Source organism: Spiroplasma sp. DGKH1 (assembly GCF_040940205.1).
In the GTDB taxonomy this organism is placed as follows: Bacteria; Bacillota_I; Bacilli_A; order Mycoplasmatales; family Mycoplasmataceae; genus Spiroplasma.
Map to the genome: position 1 here is coordinate 1 of NZ_JASTWG010000003.1, position 19,055 is coordinate 19,055.

Consider the following 19,055-nt stretch of genomic DNA (forward strand, 5'->3'; position numbering starts at 1 on the left):
TTGTAATAAAAAAAAAAAAAAAACTGGCATTTAAGTTTTTTTAAAATTTAAGTTATTTTTTTATGAAAATTATTGATTGAGGAGGTAAAATATGAAAAAGCCACATTTCATTTTAACAAGTATTATTACAGCGATTCCACTATTATTAAACCCCTTTAGTAGTAGTTATAATCACGATAGTTATCGAAATTTAACATATTCACACCTGTATGTTTTGGGAGATAGTTTATCGGATACAGGTGGTCTGGTCGGGGCGGGAACAGATTTTTTTAAAGGAAAATGATTTTTACCCCAAATTAAAGCAATTACTTTTGATAGTCCTTTTTATAACCATGTTTCTTTTAGTAATGGTCCGGTGGCCGTGCAATATTTAGCAGATCAACTTCATTTATCCTTAACTCCGGGTTGAAAATATTCTGCTTTTTGAAATACCGAAACTTTTGAGCAATATGGGAATAATTATGCCATTGGAGGAGCTGATATTGGGGATGTTAACACTTGAACTGGTTATTTTTTTGCCAATCGATTTGAACTGGCCAACCAGTTGCAAACCTTGCTCCTTCAGCATACCATCCAACCCCAGGATTTAATTGTGGTAGAAGGGGGTAATAATGATTTGTTTGCGGCCATTGGGTTAAAAAACAGTTATGAGCAACAAACAATTATTACCACTGCTCTTAGCAGCGAAGAAAAAATTTTAAGAGAGTTAATTGCTAACCATGCTGCCCACATTATTGTAACCAATGTTCCTGATATGGGAAAAACTCCTAGTTATTATCAAACACCATTAGAACAAACAGCCACTAACTTAGCGACTGAGTATAATAATCAGTGAAGTCAAATTATTAATAAATTACAGCACCAGTATCCCCACAAAATTAAAACATATAATCTTTTCAACGCTTTTAATAAATACCGGCAACAATTTGCCGCGCAGGGTTTTAATGTTACAGAAGCTTGTATTAAAGAAAATCTAGTCAGTGTGCTGTACTCGGGACATGTTAAAACAACATATATTAATAATTGTAATCCCCATAATATTAATAATTATTTCTTCTTTGATGATGTTCATCCAACCGCATTAGTGCACAAAATGGTCGGGTTAGATTTATATAATTTGGCTTTAAATTGATAACAAAAAAAGAGTATCTTCTTGGAAGATACTCTTTTTAAATTTAAGTTCTAGTATGTTGTTCTGGTTTGGTCAGCTTCCCGGTATTGGGGAATTGAAATCATATAGTTATCTGAACGTTTTCATAATCCTGCAATAACTTTGACAATTAGATAAATCATAAACATTGTACTAATTAATGACATTGTGAAACGCATAATATTGATAAAGGCTGATCCTGCTCCTTGATTGTTTTGGAAAATACTTGTAAAAATTTCGATTAATTTTAACACCGCAGTGATAATTTGAATAATTAATAAAATTGTTACAATTACCGTATATAAGGTTGAAACAAAACGGTATCATTTTCCTAAACTAGTTTCGGCAATCATGTGGGCCACAGTATTTTGATTGTAAAATCAAGGGACAAATAACAGACTTAACACACTGGCAACCGCTAACACGGCAATGACTGCGGTAAAAACTTGTTTTGGGTTGGCTGGATAGTAGTCCCCAACTTTTGTTCATGAATGGTCGTTGGCACGAGCATAAAAGGCCATAATTGCCACAATACTAAAGATAGCTCCTAATAATCACGATGTTCCTAAGTAACGAACAATTGTGACACGGGCATTTTTAGTTGCTTTAACATCAGTATCTGGTAGTCATGTTAAGGCAAAAGGGGCAAAGAACCCTCCTAAAGATAGCGACAAGACTGCTAAGCTCCATTTATTTGCACATAGTTCTTCATCACTACCTTTCGCGGCATAACGGATTAACCCAATGTTACAAATAATTGTTGAGAATAATGTAAACATAATAGCAATTAAGAAGATTACTTTAAAACTTCCTAAGTCTGAATATGAATTCATTAAAAAGATCTCAGCAGTATTGGGGTCAACATTGTTAAGAGTCCCGTTATTGAACTTATCTAAGTAGTAAAAATAAGCAATGCTCATAATAACTACCCCAATAATTCCAAAAATACTAGAGAAGATAATTCAGAACCTTGTAAAACCAAAACTTCTTGGTTGGCGCATGTTATCACTTTTCCTTTCGTTATCGTTTTTTAGATACAAAATTATTATATCTTATTTTTAGGGAAATCGATATTTTATCAAATTTTGCGAAGGCCCTTTTTAAAGAAATTGCGGTTAAATTTCTGTTTTGAAGCAAGAATTATCAAAAATTGGCAAAATAAAAAGCAATCAATAATTGCTTTTTATTACTTTACACTGGGAAGCACAATTTTAATAAAATCAGTTGCTCCCGTTAACAGGTCACTTGCTGGTTCAGATAAAATTTTAATGAAAAGCACCGGTGAAGTAGTTAAATCTAAGGGTTTTGTCAACTCCTGGTGGTTTTCAAGATATCATGTTCACTTAAAGTCACCAACATTATTATTAATATCATCATAAATTGCCTGGGGCACATACTGCCGAACAACCGCTAAAATTTTATCCGCAAAACTTAAATCCAACTCTTTTTTAGTAACTTGTTGGTAGTTTTGAACCTGAAACTCATCCTTGCTAATGGCGGGGATGGAGTTAATTAGCCCAATGTTAAATTTTGCTTTTAGATTAATGGTTATTATCATGGTTTCATTTTGCCGTTGGTAGGTAATTGTCCCGTCGCTGTGTGCTAATGCTTGGTATAGTTGCAAATTAATTTTAATTTGTAAAATACCATTAACTACATGCAATTTTGATTGGTTAATACCTTCTATAATGGCAATTTTACTATTAGCAGCGGGCGAAGATTGTTGTAATATTTGTGGTCCATCAACTTTCGTTACCGTTGCATCTTTGTTAGGAATAATAATATTTTTAAGAAGATTAATTTGTAACTTACTAAAGGTAAAATTGAAATAATCGGCAATTTGTTCAATACCATAATTGCCTAGATCAATCCCAGTATTATTCGCGTCATAACTTGATTTAAATGAATTTACTAAATCATTGTTACTTTCTTTATTAGCTGGTGTTTTATCATTACAAGCAATGACACTGCTCGTACTTGCTAACATTAAGCCTCCAGCCCCTAAAATCGCTATTAACTTCTTCATTAAATAAATATTCCTCCCTTAAAAACAGAAAAAATAACAAATACTAATTTAGGGATTCAGCTGTCAAATGATAAGATTTATTATTTTTTCTTATTTCCAATGCTAATTAAAATTAGGCAGTAAAACAAGAGATTTCATAATTTAGAAAAAAATTTATTTTATTGGAAAAAAAATCATAATACTTTCGTTTATTATTTTTTAACATTAAAAAACTGGCGGTCAAAATTATCAAAATCTTAAAAAAGAAAGGAAATTTAATTGACAAAAATAGTTGATTTATATAAAATAAAAAAGGTTTAACACAATAAACAAATACATTTTTCGAGTGTTAGCTCAGTTGGGAGAGCGCCTGCCTTACAAGCAGGTGGTCAGCGGTTCAAGTCCGTTACACTCGACCATTTATTGCTGGCTTAGCTCAATCTGGTAGAGCAACTGACTTGTAATCAGTAGGTTGGGAGTTCAATTCTTCTAGCCAGCACCATTAAATGGAGAGGTAGCGAAGTGGTTAAACGCTACTGACTGTAAATCAGTTCCTTCGGGTTCGGGGGTTCGAATCCCTCCCTCTCCACCATTCCATTGGGCTATAGCCAAGCGGTAAGGCAAAGGACTTTGACTCCTTCACGCGCTGGTTCGAATCCAGCTAGCCCAGCCATTTATTTGTTTAATTCTCCTGTTAGCTCAGTTGGTAGAGCAACTGGCTTTTAACCAGTGGGTCAAAGGTTCAAGTCCTTTACAGGAGACCATGTGCCCGAGTGGCGGAATAGGTAGACGCAACGGACTTAAAATCCGTCGGTCTCGCGACTGTGCCGGTTCAAGTCCGGCCTCGGGTACCATTTTTTTAAAAAAATAATTGACTTACGATGTAAATATGGTATATATATTACTAGGTTAATTAAAGATGCGGGTGTAGTTTAATGGTAGAACTTCAGCCTTCCAAGCTGACTGTGAGGGTTCGATTCCCTTCACCCGCTCCATTATTTTTACTTGTTTTGACAAGTTTTTTTTATTTTAAAGGCTAGTTTTATGATAAAATAAAGCAAATATAAAAGAGAAGTAGGAGAAGATCGTGAAAATCATTGATAAGCAAAATAATGCGGAAAATAACACACCCGATGATAATCATTTAGCACCCGAAGTTAAAGAACATCTTGAATTTCAATCAACGCGAACTGTTTTTTGAAAAAGTTTGTTAGCAATTATTGTGGAAGGAATTGCGCCATTTTTTTTGTTATTTTTCTTATCATCTCCCGATTTATCATATGCTGACCATTACGAAGTCGGGGGTGGTATTGGCTTTGGACTATTATATGTGGTGGGAGTTTTTCTCTTAACCGTACTGGGCTTTATTTTAAAATGTCATAAAGCTGACCAGTTTACTTACAACATTACCTTATCATGAACTTTATTTGGCTTTTACTTAACTGGTTACTGGTGAGGGTGAGATAAGGTTTTATACCGTTGTTTAGTGGCAATGGCGTTTTTACTATTTTCTGTTTTCTTTGGAACTTTTATGGCAGTGTGAATTCGTAATATTGCCGAGTATTTAAAAGCAAAACGCGAAGGGCGGGTATTAAACCCCGAAGATGAAATTATTGAAGCTTCTCGCGCCGATTTTGAAGCAGCCCAGACCACAGAAAAAAATCCTCCTGTTAAAGAGTAGGATTTTTTAATTTTTGGTATTTTTCTTCCATAATTTTTAAAAATGCTGCATTATTAGTGTGTTCATACATATAATTAGCTCAATAGATTCATAAGATATTTTGGTAATACATTCAATCTCCAACCCGTTGATATTCTGCAGTTGTTAGATTAAACTGCTCAAACCAGTATTTAATGTCAGCTGGTTGGGTAAGGGTTTCAGAAGCAAAACTAGCAATATCAAACAGGGGATCATTAAGCATTGCATATTCATAGTCAATTAAATATAAACGATTAGCAATGAAAATAAAATTATCGCTTGTTAAATCATTATGACAGAGAACAGGATTCTTAATTGGTTGATATAACGCAGGGTTAACGCGATTTTCTTCCTGGTCTAAATTATAAATCATTTTTTTGATGTGTTGTTTCATGGTTTGTAAAAACTCACGGGGATTAAAGGTTTTAATATTATAATTGTGTACATCCACTTGGTGCAGTTTTTTAATTAGATAACTAACCCGCGTTAAATTACTACGTCCCAGACCTGTTTGTCCCAGGGTTAAACAATTAGGATAATACTTGGTGATAACATAAAAATGATCATCATCATAACCAGTTTCCACAATCTCCAAATTAATATTTTGGTGTTGTAAAGCATTCATGACCTTTATTTCGTTAGCATGGTCTAGAAACACCCGGGTAAAAGGTTGCTCATAACGAACAAAGAATTCACCCCAGCGATAATTAATGTTAGTTAATCCCTTATTTAATTTTTTACCTTGTTCAAATTTCATCTTCTCAACTCTTTTTCTAAAATAATCAATTTTATTATACAATATTATTAATGATTTAAGAGAACCAAAGGAGGAAAGAAACATGCAAGAGATTATTATTGCCACTAATAATGTCAATAAAGTTAAAGAATATCAAGAATTATTTGCACTGTTCAATATTAATGTTAAATCCCTTTTAGATTTTGATTTTATTGGTGAAATTGATGAAACGGGAACAACTTTTGAAGAAAATTCTTTAATTAAAGCTCAATATTTAAGCGAGTTTTTAAAGGTGCCAGTTTTAGCCGATGATTCTGGTTTAGAAATTATTGGATTAAATAATTTTCCGGGAATTTATACAAAAAGATGAGCCGCCCCTATTTTAGATAATAAGATTGTTAATAATTTATTATTAGAAAAGTGTAAGGATTTAACGGACCGTAGTGCAAGATCTGTGTGTGCTCTTAGTTATGTTGATAGTCAGCATAATATTGCCAAAACTTTTTTAGGAGTTACCAACGGAGAAATTGTTTTAGAACCCCGTGGGGAAGCTTCTTTTGGTTTTGACTCCATCTTTTTACTACCAGAGTTAAATAAAACTTATAGTGAGTTATCATTGCATGAAAAAAATCAGTATTCACACCGAAGCAAAGCAATCAAACTATTTATGGACTGGTATACCCAAGCAGGAGAACACCATGCCAACAACTAAAAAATTACATATTGTTTTATATGAACCAGAAATTGCCCAAAATGTTGGGGCAATTATTCGGACTTGTGTTGCTGTTAATGCCAAATTACATATCATTGAGCCGTTAGGGTTCTTTTTCGATGAACGGTTTATTACCCGTAGTAGTGCTAATTATATCCATGCTAGTGATTATCAATTATATAATGATTGACAACAATTTTTAACCTTAAATCCTGAGGCACTATTATATTGTTCAACACGTTATGCTAAACAACCCCATAGTGCCATTAATTTTGCGGACCATGATGGACCAATTTATATTATGTTTGGTCGCGAGTCAACGGGGATTCCCCACGAAATTTTACATGATAATTTAGAACGTTGTTTTCGAATTCCAATGCATCCCAATGTCCGCAGTTTAAATGTGGCATCGTCGGTAGGAATTGTTGCGTATGAAGTTATGCGCCAACTAGATTATCCAGATTTATCAAAAGTTGAAATTCAAAAGGGCGCTGATTATTTAAAATAATTTATGCACCGGGGGCATTTTTTTCGCTGTTTTCTAATGATTCCTTTTATAATTCAAGAGTAACAAGCTATTTTAATTAAGAAAGGATGAAAAGAAGTGAACCAAGTAATGTTAGTTGGTCAAGTTGAGGGCCCTTATGAAATTGTTTATGACAAAAAAGAGACAGAACGCAAACTAATGAAATTCTTATTAAAGGTTCAACGACCTTTCAAAAACCGGGAAGGTAATTATGATGAAGATATTGTTAATGTCAAAGTATGAACTAACAATATTGATGATTTAGATGTTAGTTTACGGGATAAAGCAATTATTGCGGTCAAAGGGCGGATTCAGTCTTTTAAAGCAAATAATTTTGATGATGAGAGTTACTACAACGATATTATTGCCGATCGGGTTACCTATTTAACAAGTTTTAATTAAATTAAAATTAATATGCACACCATAATTAAATAGCTTTTTACATTAATCGCTTATCTTTGATAAGTGATTTTTTATTTTTTTAACATTGTCGTTTTTTTTCTTGAATTTATTAAAAAAATATATTATCATTAACACAATATTTTATTGAAGGAGGGTTATTTAATGCTTTGCACTGATCACATTAAAACATTTATTATGCAATGAATTAGTAGCGCTCGTTCAACCAACATGATAATGTGTCGCTAGTTATTTATAATGACCAGATAATATTTAAAACCAAAATAAGAAGATCATCTTTTAGAAAGTAGGTTGATTATTTTGGCAAGAAAAACATCGAAAATTAACAAATTACTAGCTAATCAGGAAGTTAGTTCAGAGATTTTAACTTTAAAACGCGAAGTTTCTTTTAAGGGTCTAATTCCGCTCTTATTATTTGTAATTTTATTTATTATTTCTGGGATTGTGTTGGATTGTTTAAAATACCAAATTTTTTCCAAGCATAATCCGATGGGGTTTTACTTAGTTTTTGCTCCAATTATTATTTTAGTTCCAATTATTATTGGTTTTATTATTATTAATGGTGATTTTAATCTTAAATTAAAAGCCTTTTTAAAAGGTAGCAGTGATCATAATATTTTACTAATGGTTTTTATTTATCTATTATCAGGTATGTTTTCCCAACTAATGACCACCATTGGGGCTTCCAGTGCAATTGGATATTTAGGTTTCAAAATTATTCCGCCAAGTATTCTTGTGGGAGGGGTCTTTATTATTAGTGCGATTATTTCGACCGCGATGGGAACAAGTGTGGGGACCATTGTTGCTTTTGGACCAATTGCTTTTGGAATGGCCAAGGAAGCCCACATTAACCCCGCAATGATTGGGGGCGCTTTATTATGTGGAGCAATGTTTGGTGATGATTTATCATTAATTTCCGATACTGCCATTGCTTCTTGTCGTACCCAAGATGTGGAGCCACGGAAACGTTTTCTGGTTAATTTTAAAATTTTATTAATTCCGGCAGTAATTGCCATTGTCCTTTATTTTACCTTAACATATCTAAAAGATGCCCAGTCCCATGCGCAAACTTGAATTTGGTGAAAAGCATTATTAACGATTTTGCCCTTCATTATTGTTCTAATTAGTGCACTAGCTGGTATTAACGTGTTTATTGTTTTAATCCTTGGAACAATAATGGCCTTAATTATTGGGTTTAGTTTAAACCAATTTAATTATTGAACCCTTCCTAATAGTAGTGACTTAACCACTAATTATTTACCAAATTTAACTCCCGCGCTAATGAGTAACGGTAGTTTTGATCCTCATGGTCACTTGCTAAGCGGTGTTGATAAATTCTTAGTGGCGATTGATGCCATGAAAAATGGGATGATTAATATGAACGAAATTATTTTCTTAGCATTATTTACCGGAGGATTAGCCGGGTTAAGTGAATTATCCGGGGGAGTTGAATGAGCAATTCAAAAAATTAACAAAGCAATTAAAGGAAAAAAGAGTGCCCAATTTGGAATTGCAATGTTAACGAGTGTTAGTGACATTGCCTTAGCAAATAATACGATTGCAATTATTATTGCGGGACCGGTCGCCAAAAAAATCCGGGAAACTCACCAGTTAAATAAGAATAAAATTGCTGCTTTTGTTTCAATCTTTCCCGCGGTATTTCAAGGTTTAATTCCGTATGGGGCCCAAATGTTAATGTTAGTAGGGCTTGCTAATTCGTATGTTGATGCTTCTACTCCTGCCATTTCTTTTCTCGATGTTTGGGCTTATAGTTGATATTTATATTTATTATTTGCCTTTGCGATGTTATTTATTATTTTTAGTTCTTGAGAGCGTATCTTAACATATCCCTTCGGAACTAAGTTTAAACAATTTTGGTTAAAAATCTTGCGAATTAAGAAAAAACAACAAGCTAACACGGAAGCAGACTCTAAAAAAAGCAATCCTAATGACTAAGGGTGCTTTTTTATTTGACAAAAACCCTTAATTTTAAGGGCAATTTAAATAATTAATAAAAAAAGTAAAAAAAATTAAATTTTTTGCAAAAAACACTTGCAAAAAACTCAACATTTTATATACTTATTAAGGTGTTCGATAAGCTTAATAAAAATAATGCAGAATTATAATTTATTAGTATAAAATGCTTACCAAATGTACAAAAAAGTTAATTAAAATTGTGAAAAAGTTTAAAAAAAATGTTGACAATAATTACTAAATTTTGTATGATTTGTAAGGTGTTTTATAGAGACACTAACAAACATGAACGATCTTTGAAAACTAAACATAACAATTATGATATACATTTAATCAATGATTATATCCGTCATTAAAGCTAGGAAAAAATAATTATTTTACATGAGAGTTTGATCCTGGCTCAGGATGAACGCTGGCGGCATGCCTAATACATGCAAGTCGAACGGGGTGCTTGCACCCAGTGGCGAACGGGTGAGTAACACGTATCTAATCTACCCATTAGCGGGGGATAACAGTTGGAAACGACTGCTAATACCGCATGATATCTTTGGAGGCATCTTTGAAGGTTGAAAGGTCCGTTTGGACCACTAATGGATGAGGGTGCGGCGTATTAGCTTGTTGGTGGGGTAATGGCCTACCAAGGCGATGATACGTAGCCGACCTGAGAGGGTGATCGGCCACATCGGGACTGAGACACGGCCCGAACTCCTACGGGAGGCAGCAGTAGGGAATTTTTCACAATGGGCGAAAGCCTGATGGAGCAATGCCGCGTGACTGAAGACGGTCTTCGGATTGTAAAGGTCTGTTGTAAGGGAAGAACAGCAAATATAGGAAATGCTATTTGTTTGACGGTACCTTACCAGAAAGCCACGGCTAACTATGTGCCAGCAGCCGCGGTAATACATAGGTGGCAAGCGTTATCCGGATTTATTGGGCGTAAAGCGTGCGCAGACGGTTTAGCAAGTTTGGGGTTAAAGACTGGGGCTCAACTCCAGTTCGCCTTGAAAACTGTTAGACTAGAGTGTAGGAGAGGTTGATGGAATTCCATGTGTAGCGGTGAAATGCGTAGATATATGGAGGAACACCAGTGGCGAAGGCGGTCAACTGGCCTATCACTGACGTTTAGGCACGAAAGCGTGGGGAGCAAATAGGATTAGATACCCTAGTAGTCCACGCCGTAAACGATGAGTACTAAGTGTCGGACTAAGTTCGGTGCTGCAGCTAACGCATTAAGTACTCCGCCTGAGTAGTATGCTCGCAAGAGTGAAACTCAAAGGAATTGACGGGGACCCGCACAAGCGGTGGAGCATGTGGTTTAATTCGAAGCAACGCGAAGAACCTTACCAAGGCTTGACATCCAGTGCAAAGCTGTAGAGATACAGTAGAGGTTAACATTGAGACAGGTGGTGCATGGTTGTCGTCAGCTCGTGCCGTGAGGTGTTTGGTTAAGTCCAGTAACGAGCGCAACCCTTGTCGTTAGTTACTCCATTAAGTTGAGATACTCTAACGAGACTGCTAGTGTAAGCTAGAGGAAGGTGGGGATGACGTCAAATCATCATGCCCCTTATGTCTTGGGCTACACACGTGCTACAATGGCCGGTACAAACAGTTGCGATCTCGCAAGAGGGAGCTAATCTGAAAAAGCCGGTCTCAGTTCGGATTGAGGGCTGCAACTCGCCCTCATGAAGTCGGAATCGCTAGTAATCGCGGATCAGCAATGCCGCGGTGAATACGTTCTCGGGTCTTGTACACACCGCCCGTCACACCATGAGAGTTGGTAATGCCAGAAGTCGGTATCCTAACCGTAAGGAGGGAGCTGCCCAAGGCAGGACTGATGATTAGGGTGAAGTCGTAACAAGGTATCCGTACCGGAAGGTGCGGATGGATCACCTCCTTTCTATGGAGTTTAAATACTTCTAAGTATTAAGGCTTTAGTGATGTGTTATGTTTAGTTTTGAGAGGTTAGTTCTCTCAGATAGTAAGAAAATCAATACTCGTCAAACAGTATTTTTAAATTACTATGAATTGTTCTTTGAAAACTGGATAATAGACATCTAGTTATATAAATTTATTTATATAACAAATTAACAATCAAATTTCTGTTATTTTTAAAATTAACTTTTAAAACTGAAATTTCACAGTTATTTATTTGTAAATGATTCTCAAAACAAAAAAACCTTTGGTTATTTAAACCAATTGATTGATCAAATTTGAAGTTACAAAGGGCGTATGGTGAATGCCTTGGGAATAGGAGACGATGAAGGACGCGACTACCTGCGATAAGGTTCGGGGAGCTGGAAGTAAGCTTTGATCCGGACATTTCCGAATGGGGAAACCCGGTGAGATTAATCTCTCATCATCCTATAATGAATACATAGTTATAGTGAAGGTATACCTAGGGAATTGAAACATCTCAGTACCTAGAGGAAAAGAAAGCGAATGCGATTCTCTCAGTAGCGGCGAGCGAAAGGGGAACAGCCCAAACCAGATTTATCTGGGGTTGTAGGACCATGTTAGTAGAGTTACAAAACTTGTTTATAGTAGAAATGGTTGGGAAACCATGCCACAGAGGGTGATAGTCCCGTATACGAAATAAACAAGTCTCGAAATGGGATCCTGAGTACGGCGAGACACGTGAAATCTTGTCGGAATCCACGCGGACCACCGCGTAAGGCTAAATACTACCTATTCACCGATAGTGAACCAGTACCGTGAGGGAAAGGTGAAAAGCACCCCGGGAGGGGAGTGAAATAGTACCTGAAACCATATGCCTACAAGAAGTCGGAGCCCGTTAATGGGTGACGGCGTGCCTTTTGTAGAATGAGCCGGCGAGTTACGATTGCATGCAAGGTTAAGTGGAAGACACGGAGCCGTAGTGAAAGCGAGCCTTAATAGGGCGTTTAGTATGTAGTCGTAGACCCGAAACCAGGTGATCTAGCCATGAGCAGGTTGAAGTTAAGGTAACACTTGATGGAGGACCGAACCAACGTTCGTTGAAAAGACCGTGGATGACTTGTGGCTAGGGGTGAAATTCCAATCGAACCTGGAGATAGCTGGTTCTCCCCGATATAGCTTTAGGGCTAGCGTCGAGGTTAGCGTAATGGAGGTAGAGCACTAAATGTATGATGGCCCCACCTAGGGGTACTGAATGCAATTAAACTCCGAATGCCATTATTGTATACTCGGCAGTCAGTACATGGGTGATAAGGTCCATGCACGTAAGGGAAACAGCCCAGATCATCAGCTAAGGTCCCAAAATTTATGCTAAGTGTGTAAGGATGTGAAGTCGCTTAGACAGCTAGGAGGTTGGCTTAGAAGCAGCCACCCTTTAAAGAGTGCGTAACAGCTCACTAGTCGAGTAACTTTGCGCCGAAAATGTACCGGGGCTAAGCATAATACCGAAGCTATGGGTTTTGTATAGCAATATACAGGGCGGTAGGGGAGCGTTCTAACAGGGATGAAGGTAGACCGTGAGGACTGCTGGACTGGTTAGAAGTGAGAATGCCGGCATGAGTAACGTTTGGAAGTGAGAATCTTCCATGCCGTTTGACCAAGGTTTCCTGGGCAAGGTTCGTCCACCCAGGGTTAGTCAGGACCTAAGGCGAGGCCGAAAGGCGTAGTCGATGGACAACAGGTTGATATTCCTGTACCACCATATTGAGCGATGGAGTGACGGAGAAGGCTAGTATATCCCGGTTATTGGATTCCGGGCTAAGCACAAAGAGGGTAAGGTTGGCAAATCCGCCTTGCATTAACCTTGAAGTGTGATGGGGAGTGAACGGTTCGCCTAGTAGCGAAGTATATGACGCCACGCTTCCAAGAAAAACTTCTAGCACTATCTTTATGGTGCCTGTACCTAGAACGAACACACGTGGTCAAGGAGAGAATCCTAAGGCAAGCGAGATAACTGTAGCTAAGGAACTCTGCAAAATAACCCCGTAAGTTAGCGAGAAGGGGTGCTCATAGCAATATGAGCCGCAGTGAAGAGGAAGGGGCAACTGTTTAGCAAAAACACAGCTCTCTGCTAAGTCGTAAGACGACGTATAGGGGGTGACGCCTGCCCAGTGCTGGAAGGTTAAGGGGATTTGTTAGCCGCAAGGCGAAGCTTTGAACCGAAGCCCCAGTGAACGGCGGCCGTAACTATAACGGTCCTAAGGTAGCGAAATTCCTTGTCAGGTAAGTTCTGACCCGCACGAAAGGCGTAATGATCCCTTCGCTGTCTCGGCTGCAGACTCGGTGAAATTTTAGTACCTGTGAAGATGCAGGTTACCCGCAACTAGACGGAAAGACCCCATGGAGCTTTACTATAGCTTGATATTGGGTTTTGGTATAGCATGTATAGGATAGGTGGGAGACTTTGAAGTAGCGACGCTAGTTGTTATGGAGTCATCCTTGGAATACCACCCTTGTTATATTGAAATCCTAACCTAGATCTGTAAGCCAGATCAGAGACAGTGTCAGGTGGGTAGTTTGACTGGGGCGGTCGCCTCCTAAAGTGTAACGGAGGCGCCCAATGGTACCCTCAGTATGGTCGGAAATCATACATAGAGCGCAAAGGTAGAAGGGTGCTTGACTGTGAGACTTACAAGTCGAACAGGAGCGAAAGCTGGGCTTAGTGATCCGGCGGTCCCGTGTGGAAGGGCCGTCGCTCAACGGATAAAAGTTACCCTGGGGATAACAGGCTGATCTCCCCCAAGAGTTCACATCGACGGGGAGGTTTGGCACCTCGATGTCGGCTCATCGCATCCTGGAGCTGAAGTCGGTTCCAAGGGTTGGGCTGTTCGCCCATTAAAGCGGTACGCGAGCTGGGTTCAGAACGTCGTGAGACAGTTTGGTCCCTATCTGTTGTGGGCGTAGGAAGTTTGAGAAGATCTGTCCCTAGTACGAGAGGACCGGGATGGACACACCTCTGGTGCTCCAGTTGTCACGCCAGTGGCACAGCTGGGTAGCTATGTGTGGAAATGATAATCGCTGAAGGCATCTAAGCGAGAAGCATACTTCAAGATGAGACTTCCCATCCTTCGTGGAGTAAGACCCCTTGAAGACGACAAGGTTGATAGGTTGGGTGTGTAAGCACGGTGACGTGTTCAGCTAACCAATACTAATAGGTCGAGGACTTCAATGAAGAACTCATTTACAAAGTTTAGAAATGTCTATTATCTAGTTTTGAGGGGATAATTCCGCTCAGCAAATTTAATCTGGTGTCTATGGCATAGTGGTCACACCTGTTCCCATCCCGAACACAGAAGTTAAGCACTATTACGCCGACGATAGCTTTCGAGTGAAAATAGGGCGATGCCAGGTTATTTAAAAAATGAATCTAAGTTAATTAGATTCATTTTTTTATTGGTTTTTATTAATAAATAATAAAATTTAAGAGTTCTCAGGGGCATAGTTTTCTTTGGTAATATAAACATTAAAGAAAATTTCAATCGGTTCAAACCCAATTTTTTTATAAACGGGATAACCATCAGTTGTGGCAATTAATCCGGCATTATGATAACCATGTTTTTTTGCTAAGGTTAATAAGTAATTTAACATTTTGGTTGCTAACCCTTGACGTTGAAAATCAGCATGGGTTGCAATATCATCAATGATTGCCAAATTATTTTGGAAATATAAGTGCCCGGTGGCCGCTGGTAAGCCATTTTGATAGAGGATTACCAGGTGACTAATATTATCTTGTTGGTTCAGTTTTAATAAGGTGGGGTACTTTGTGAGATCAATTAACGAAAGTTCAAAGGCGTTTTCAATAACCTTGCGAAAATCTGCAACCGCCGCTGGGGTGGTTACTTTGGTAAAAACCAGATCGGGATGAGAATCATAAGTTCTTTCATGATATTCATCTAAGTTAATAATCATTCCTAAGTCTGTTTCATGGTAGTGTAATCCAATGGCGGTCATAAATTGCTTTTCTTCTGCACTATTATTTTTACTAATTGTACACCATGTAAAAGCTAAGTCTTGCTCTAAATAAGGTTTCACAATTTCTTGCGCGGCCTTTTTTTGGTCAGGAGTTGTAATTTCCCCACTCATGACAATGTTTAGATTACTGGGGGCATTAATTGAAGAAACATAATGAAATTTGTTTGTTAAATCAATTTTAACTTTTTGTTGACCACCATTATGATCAGGATCAGTTGTATAAGCAATAAAGTTTTCGACTAGTTCATCATATTTAGGATCATTAAATTTTAACATTGTTGATATTCTCACTTTCTTTCCTTTTATTATATCATTGATTAAATTAGGAAAATAATAAAATGATGCTAACGATTTGCAGAACAACTATATTTATTAATTAATTCACTAAAAACTTCATTAATGTAATTTTCTAATAAATTAAAATGAAATTGCGGATCATTTCTTTCCACTTGAAATAATTGGTTAACTTTATTAGTAATTTCTTTTTGTTCTTGCTGAAATTTTTTAACATTCATTGGTAAGAAGTCAAATCAGTGATTAGTATTAATATTTCTAGCAAACCAGTTATTTCCTTTTTGTTGGGAGATTAAAATTTTATTGGTTTGGAACAATTCAAAAGCAATTTCTGTTGCTTTTAACTTAAAATCGTAAAATTGGTGTATTAGTCGTTCATAAATATTATATTTGTCGGTAATTAGGTCAATCTTCATCCTTAGTTCTTGATTAACTGAATTTTTTTTGATAAGTTCTATTTGATGCGTGTTAAAATGTGATTTTATTTTTTCTAAGTGCTTTATTTCCTTGTGATAATTTTCGGTTAAAACATTATGATAACTTTTTCTAAGATATTCCAGGTATTGTTCTTTACAACGAAAAAAAGAAGTTGTTAAAGAAAAATATTTAGTAAATTGAGTTTTAATTTCTTCCGTAATTGTTAATGCTAATTGGTTAACTTTAAAGTTGTTGAAATATTCAATAATATAATTATTTTCTTTTGGTTGTCATAATTTTCTAAAACCCTGTAAAATATCATACAAACTATCATCAAGATGTAATTTTTGTAGAAATAAATTATTCATTCTAAGATGAGCACTATATTTTTTTGTTAATGTTTTTTGCCCATAATAATTACTGATCGCTGTCTTTAAATGGCAAGTATACATATTAATATATAATAATCAGTTCGTAATTTTCGCTTGGAATTTGTTGTCATCTATTATTATAGATTCGTTATTAGTAGATAGATTATTACTAATCTCAACTAATTTCTCATATATTTCTAATAATTGTAAATAATCAATGTCATTCATTTTGGCATTAATTTTTGATGGTAAAATATCCTCAGTACTTTTAAGAAAATAAAAAGTATACTTATTTAAAAATAGCATAAATAGAGTACGAACTTTAATTGCTAAATTATCATTAGCGATTTTTTTATTAGATATTAAATATGTGTATATTTGCGCTTCTTCATTCAAATAATTAACATGGGTTGTTTGCTTAGCCTTTAATTTTTTAATTTCTTCTTTTAATCTTTTCAATTCATTTTTATAAATATTCTGTAAGTCTTCTAATTTCTTCTTTTCGTTAAATAATTCTTTTAATTGTTGCGGACTACTATTATAAGCCATCTGAACTTCTAGCGCTTTTAATTCTTTCTTTAATTGATCTATTTCTTTATCATTAATTTCTTTTCACTGTTTTTGTTTTGCTGCTAATTCAAATAAATGCTGATCATATTTTTGCTGTCAATTTGTAATTTCTCGGTCCGAAAAAGTAAGGGTAAATTTGTATTTGACTTCATTGGGGTCAATAATCTTATTTTGTACAATGTTAGTGGAGGGAGTTTTAAGATATTGAATTATTTTCCCACCATTAATATTTGTTTCTCTGCGAATAACGCTATTTTTGTTACTCATTATTTAAAGTTTCCTTTCAAATTTAAAATAAAAAACCAAAAGTAATCTAGAACTTTTGGCTTTTTAAAAACTCTTTATTAATTTTGGTTTCGTTTATATTATAAAGATAAGTCACAAGGATTTAACAATAAAATAACTTATTTTTTAAACTTTTTTTAGTTTAAGAAAAATAAAAAACCAAAAGATGTTATCATCTTTTGGCAGTAGCTAGGTTATTTTTTAACAATTTTAACCATATCTTTTTGTTCACGACGAACTTTTGAAAAGAATAATGAATGTGGATCTGAAGTATCTCTTTTTCCCACAAACATTCCAACTGTCACAATTTGAGTTTTAGTATCCATTAGGCCGTGAGCTTCTAAAATTTGCCCAACATGTAAATGACTAAATCCATCAGTTGGGGTAACATCTAATCCAATTTCATTAGCTGCTAAAATTGCGGTTCCTAATGAAACATAAGCTTGTTGTTTTGATCATGCTGTCATATCATAATTATTTCCATCAATTGTAATTCTAACTCCTTGTAAGTATTGGGGAATTAATTGTTTATAACCTTCTGGAAATTCACGACTAATTCTTTCTTCTAACAATTTATTGCGCAAGATTTCTTCTTTATCAGAGATTCAAATAAATAAGGCACTTGATTGTTTTAGAGCTGGTTGTTCATACCAAGCATCAAATAATTCTTCTTTAATTGGTGAATCATTTGTTAAAACAACAATGTGATAAGGTTCAACCCCAAACGAACTGGGTGCTAAACGAATAGCTTCCACAATAGTGTTAATTTGTTCATCTGTTAATTTATAATCTGGAATATATCTTTTAGCTGTTCGTCTTTCTGCTAATATTTTAACTACTTTACTTTCCATGTTATCCTCCCAAAATAACAAAATAGTTATCAAAATTTTTGCCTTTTATTATTTAGATAATTATTTTGTATTAATTTAATTTTTTAAATTAATACTTATATTAAATAATAAATTTATGGATTTATCAATAATATTAAGGAAATCTTTTTAAATATTTAGAAAAATATTGTATTTTAGATATTTTAATTTAAAATAAAAAATACGAAACATAATGATTCTTTTTCATTAACTGTTTCTATATTAATTATCAATTTATTATTTTAAAAAAGTATTAAAATGATGAAAGGATGATAAATATATGAAAAAGTTATTAGCAATTTTAGGGGCTGTTGGTTTAACAGCAACCGGAGCATCATCAGTTGTTGCTTGTGATAATCATGATAATAAAGCAGAAAAGAAAAACGACAATATTAAACCAGGGCCAAAACCAACCCCAGTTAATCCTAATCCAACTTATAGTGATCAAGATTATACTAGATTAGCGCAGGGAATAATTGGATTAAATTTTTTTGATACGAAGGATAATCTAAGCAACCCGCCTTTGTTTAAAAATACATCTTTTATAATGCGCACTAAAATTGATTTTGAGCCTACTACTGAGCAGTCAGCGGCAATTGTAAAATCTTTTGGGAAGAATTTTGACATAATTCAATGGATAACATCATTGGAACAAGAATATAAAAAATTAGCTACTGCCTTACATATTAATAAAACTTATGAAGAGCAACTTAAGACTGATGTTTGAGATTTTGATAACATTACTATTGATACTTTAAGTAATAGTAATAAATATCAATTTACCCATAAATCAGATGTGACGGGAATCATATGAAATATTAGTATTAAGTTAAGTCGTAAAGATTCGAGTGATGGAAAAATATATTCAACTGATTTTAATAGTGCTGGTGATATGAATTTTGTTGATATTCCGAAAAAATCTTAAAAATTAAAAAATCTAAATTTTAATATTTAGATTTTTTATTTAATAAATTAACTTTTTTCTAAATTATGAAAGTTATTGTTTTTTAATGGAATTAAATTAAGATTTTTTTAAGAAACAATTATCTTTTTGTTGTTTCAATAGCAATTAATACAACAAATAAGAAACAAACTATAATAT

General features: G+C 35.1%; 13 protein-coding genes, 7 tRNA genes and 3 rRNA genes. 17 read left to right on the forward strand and 6 right to left on the reverse strand.

Annotated features, from left to right (window positions below; translation table 4 throughout):
- The first annotated feature begins 91 nt into the window (after positions 1-91).
- Complete coding sequence (locus QPK10_RS02665) at positions 92-1,135, forward strand: SGNH/GDSL hydrolase family protein (protein ID WP_368486493.1); 1,044 nt, start codon at positions 92-94, stop codon at positions 1,133-1,135.
- Between the two features lie 47 nt (positions 1,136-1,182).
- Here the strand turns inward: QPK10_RS02665 and QPK10_RS02670 are convergent, their stop codons facing one another.
- On the reverse strand, positions 1,183-2,151 hold the full coding sequence (locus QPK10_RS02670; protein ID WP_368486494.1) for a hypothetical protein: 969 nt from the start codon (positions 2,149-2,151) through the stop codon (positions 1,183-1,185).
- Between the two features lie 185 nt (positions 2,152-2,336).
- Entirely contained in the window at positions 2,337-3,176 is an 840-nt protein-coding gene (locus QPK10_RS02675) for a hypothetical protein (RefSeq protein ID WP_368486495.1), read from the reverse strand.
- A gap of 322 nt (positions 3,177-3,498) precedes the next feature.
- Here QPK10_RS02675 and QPK10_RS02680 point away from each other — a divergent pair.
- The 8 genes from QPK10_RS02680 to QPK10_RS02715 all read left to right on the forward strand — a co-directional run bounded on the left by QPK10_RS02680 (position 3,499) and on the right by QPK10_RS02715 (position 4,836).
- Positions 3,499-3,574: transfer RNA gene (locus tag QPK10_RS02680), tRNA-Val, on the forward strand.
- A 6-nt stretch (positions 3,575-3,580) separates the two neighbouring features.
- A tRNA-Thr gene (locus QPK10_RS02685) sits at positions 3,581-3,657 on the forward strand.
- Positions 3,658-3,663: 6 nt separating this feature from the next.
- Positions 3,664-3,747: transfer RNA gene (locus QPK10_RS02690), tRNA-Tyr, on the forward strand.
- Positions 3,748-3,753: 6 nt separating this feature from the next.
- Positions 3,754-3,828: transfer RNA gene (locus QPK10_RS02695), tRNA-Gln, on the forward strand.
- Positions 3,829-3,843: 15 nt separating this feature from the next.
- Positions 3,844-3,919 (forward strand) — tRNA-Lys (locus tag QPK10_RS02700).
- A 3-nt stretch (positions 3,920-3,922) separates the two neighbouring features.
- A tRNA-Leu gene (locus tag QPK10_RS02705) sits at positions 3,923-4,009 on the forward strand.
- A gap of 67 nt (positions 4,010-4,076) precedes the next feature.
- Positions 4,077-4,150 (forward strand) — tRNA-Gly (locus tag QPK10_RS02710).
- A 92-nt stretch (positions 4,151-4,242) separates the two neighbouring features.
- Positions 4,243-4,836 (forward strand): DxFTY motif-containing membrane protein, encoded by a 594-nt coding sequence (locus QPK10_RS02715; RefSeq protein ID WP_368486496.1) that lies wholly within the window; start codon positions 4,243-4,245, stop codon positions 4,834-4,836.
- Here the strand turns inward: QPK10_RS02715 and QPK10_RS02720 are convergent.
- A complete protein-coding gene (locus tag QPK10_RS02720; protein WP_368486497.1) occupies positions 4,826-5,611 on the reverse strand; it encodes a phosphotransferase in 786 nt (261 codons plus the stop codon). The genes QPK10_RS02715 and QPK10_RS02720 overlap by 11 nt on opposite strands.
- An 82-nt stretch (positions 5,612-5,693) precedes the next feature.
- Here QPK10_RS02720 and rdgB point away from each other — a divergent pair, with 82 nt between their 5' ends.
- From rdgB to rrf, 7 genes are all read left to right on the forward strand, one after another.
- Positions 5,694-6,302, forward strand: coding sequence for an RdgB/HAM1 family non-canonical purine NTP pyrophosphatase (rdgB, locus tag QPK10_RS02725; protein WP_368486498.1), 609 nt, complete (start codon positions 5,694-5,696; stop codon positions 6,300-6,302).
- Positions 6,289-6,810, forward strand: a complete 522-nt coding sequence (locus tag QPK10_RS02730) for a tRNA (cytidine(34)-2'-O)-methyltransferase (protein WP_368486499.1) — start codon at positions 6,289-6,291, stop codon at positions 6,808-6,810. Before rdgB ends, QPK10_RS02730 begins: the two co-directional genes overlap by 14 nt.
- A gap of 96 nt (positions 6,811-6,906) precedes the next feature.
- On the forward strand, positions 6,907-7,230 hold the full coding sequence (locus QPK10_RS02735) for a single-stranded DNA-binding protein (protein ID WP_047792019.1): 324 nt from the start codon (positions 6,907-6,909) through the stop codon (positions 7,228-7,230).
- A gap of 318 nt (positions 7,231-7,548) precedes the next feature.
- A complete protein-coding gene (locus QPK10_RS02740) occupies positions 7,549-9,204 on the forward strand; it encodes a Na+/H+ antiporter NhaC family protein (RefSeq protein ID WP_368486500.1) in 1,656 nt (551 codons plus the stop codon).
- 395 nt (positions 9,205-9,599) lie between these two features.
- Positions 9,600-11,119 (forward strand): 16S ribosomal RNA (locus QPK10_RS02745).
- A gap of 312 nt (positions 11,120-11,431) precedes the next feature.
- Positions 11,432-14,347, forward strand: a 23S ribosomal RNA gene (locus tag QPK10_RS02750).
- A 72-nt stretch (positions 14,348-14,419) separates the two neighbouring features.
- Positions 14,420-14,526, forward strand: a 5S ribosomal RNA gene (gene rrf / locus QPK10_RS02755).
- Together the 16S, 23S and 5S rRNA genes form the textbook arrangement of a ribosomal RNA operon.
- Positions 14,527-14,595: 69 nt before the next feature.
- Here the strand turns inward: rrf and QPK10_RS02760 are convergent.
- The 3 genes from QPK10_RS02760 to QPK10_RS02770 form a co-directional block, all read right to left on the reverse strand.
- Positions 14,596-15,423 carry a GNAT family N-acetyltransferase gene (locus QPK10_RS02760; RefSeq protein WP_368486501.1) on the reverse strand — a complete coding sequence of 276 codons (828 nt, stop codon included), beginning with the start codon at positions 15,421-15,423 and terminating at the stop codon, positions 14,596-14,598.
- Positions 15,424-15,491: 68 nt separating this feature from the next.
- A complete protein-coding gene (locus tag QPK10_RS02765; protein WP_368486502.1) occupies positions 15,492-17,066 on the reverse strand; it encodes a hypothetical protein in 1,575 nt (524 codons plus the stop codon).
- 212 nt (positions 17,067-17,278) lie between these two features.
- Positions 17,279-17,935 (reverse strand): nitroreductase family protein, encoded by a 657-nt coding sequence (locus tag QPK10_RS02770; protein WP_368486503.1) that lies wholly within the window; start codon positions 17,933-17,935, stop codon positions 17,279-17,281.
- Between the two features lie 298 nt (positions 17,936-18,233).
- Between QPK10_RS02770 and QPK10_RS02775 the strand changes: the two genes are divergently transcribed.
- On the forward strand, positions 18,234-18,878 hold the full coding sequence (locus QPK10_RS02775) for a lipoprotein (protein ID WP_368486504.1): 645 nt from the start codon (positions 18,234-18,236) through the stop codon (positions 18,876-18,878).
- Positions 18,879-19,055 lie beyond the last annotated feature (177 nt).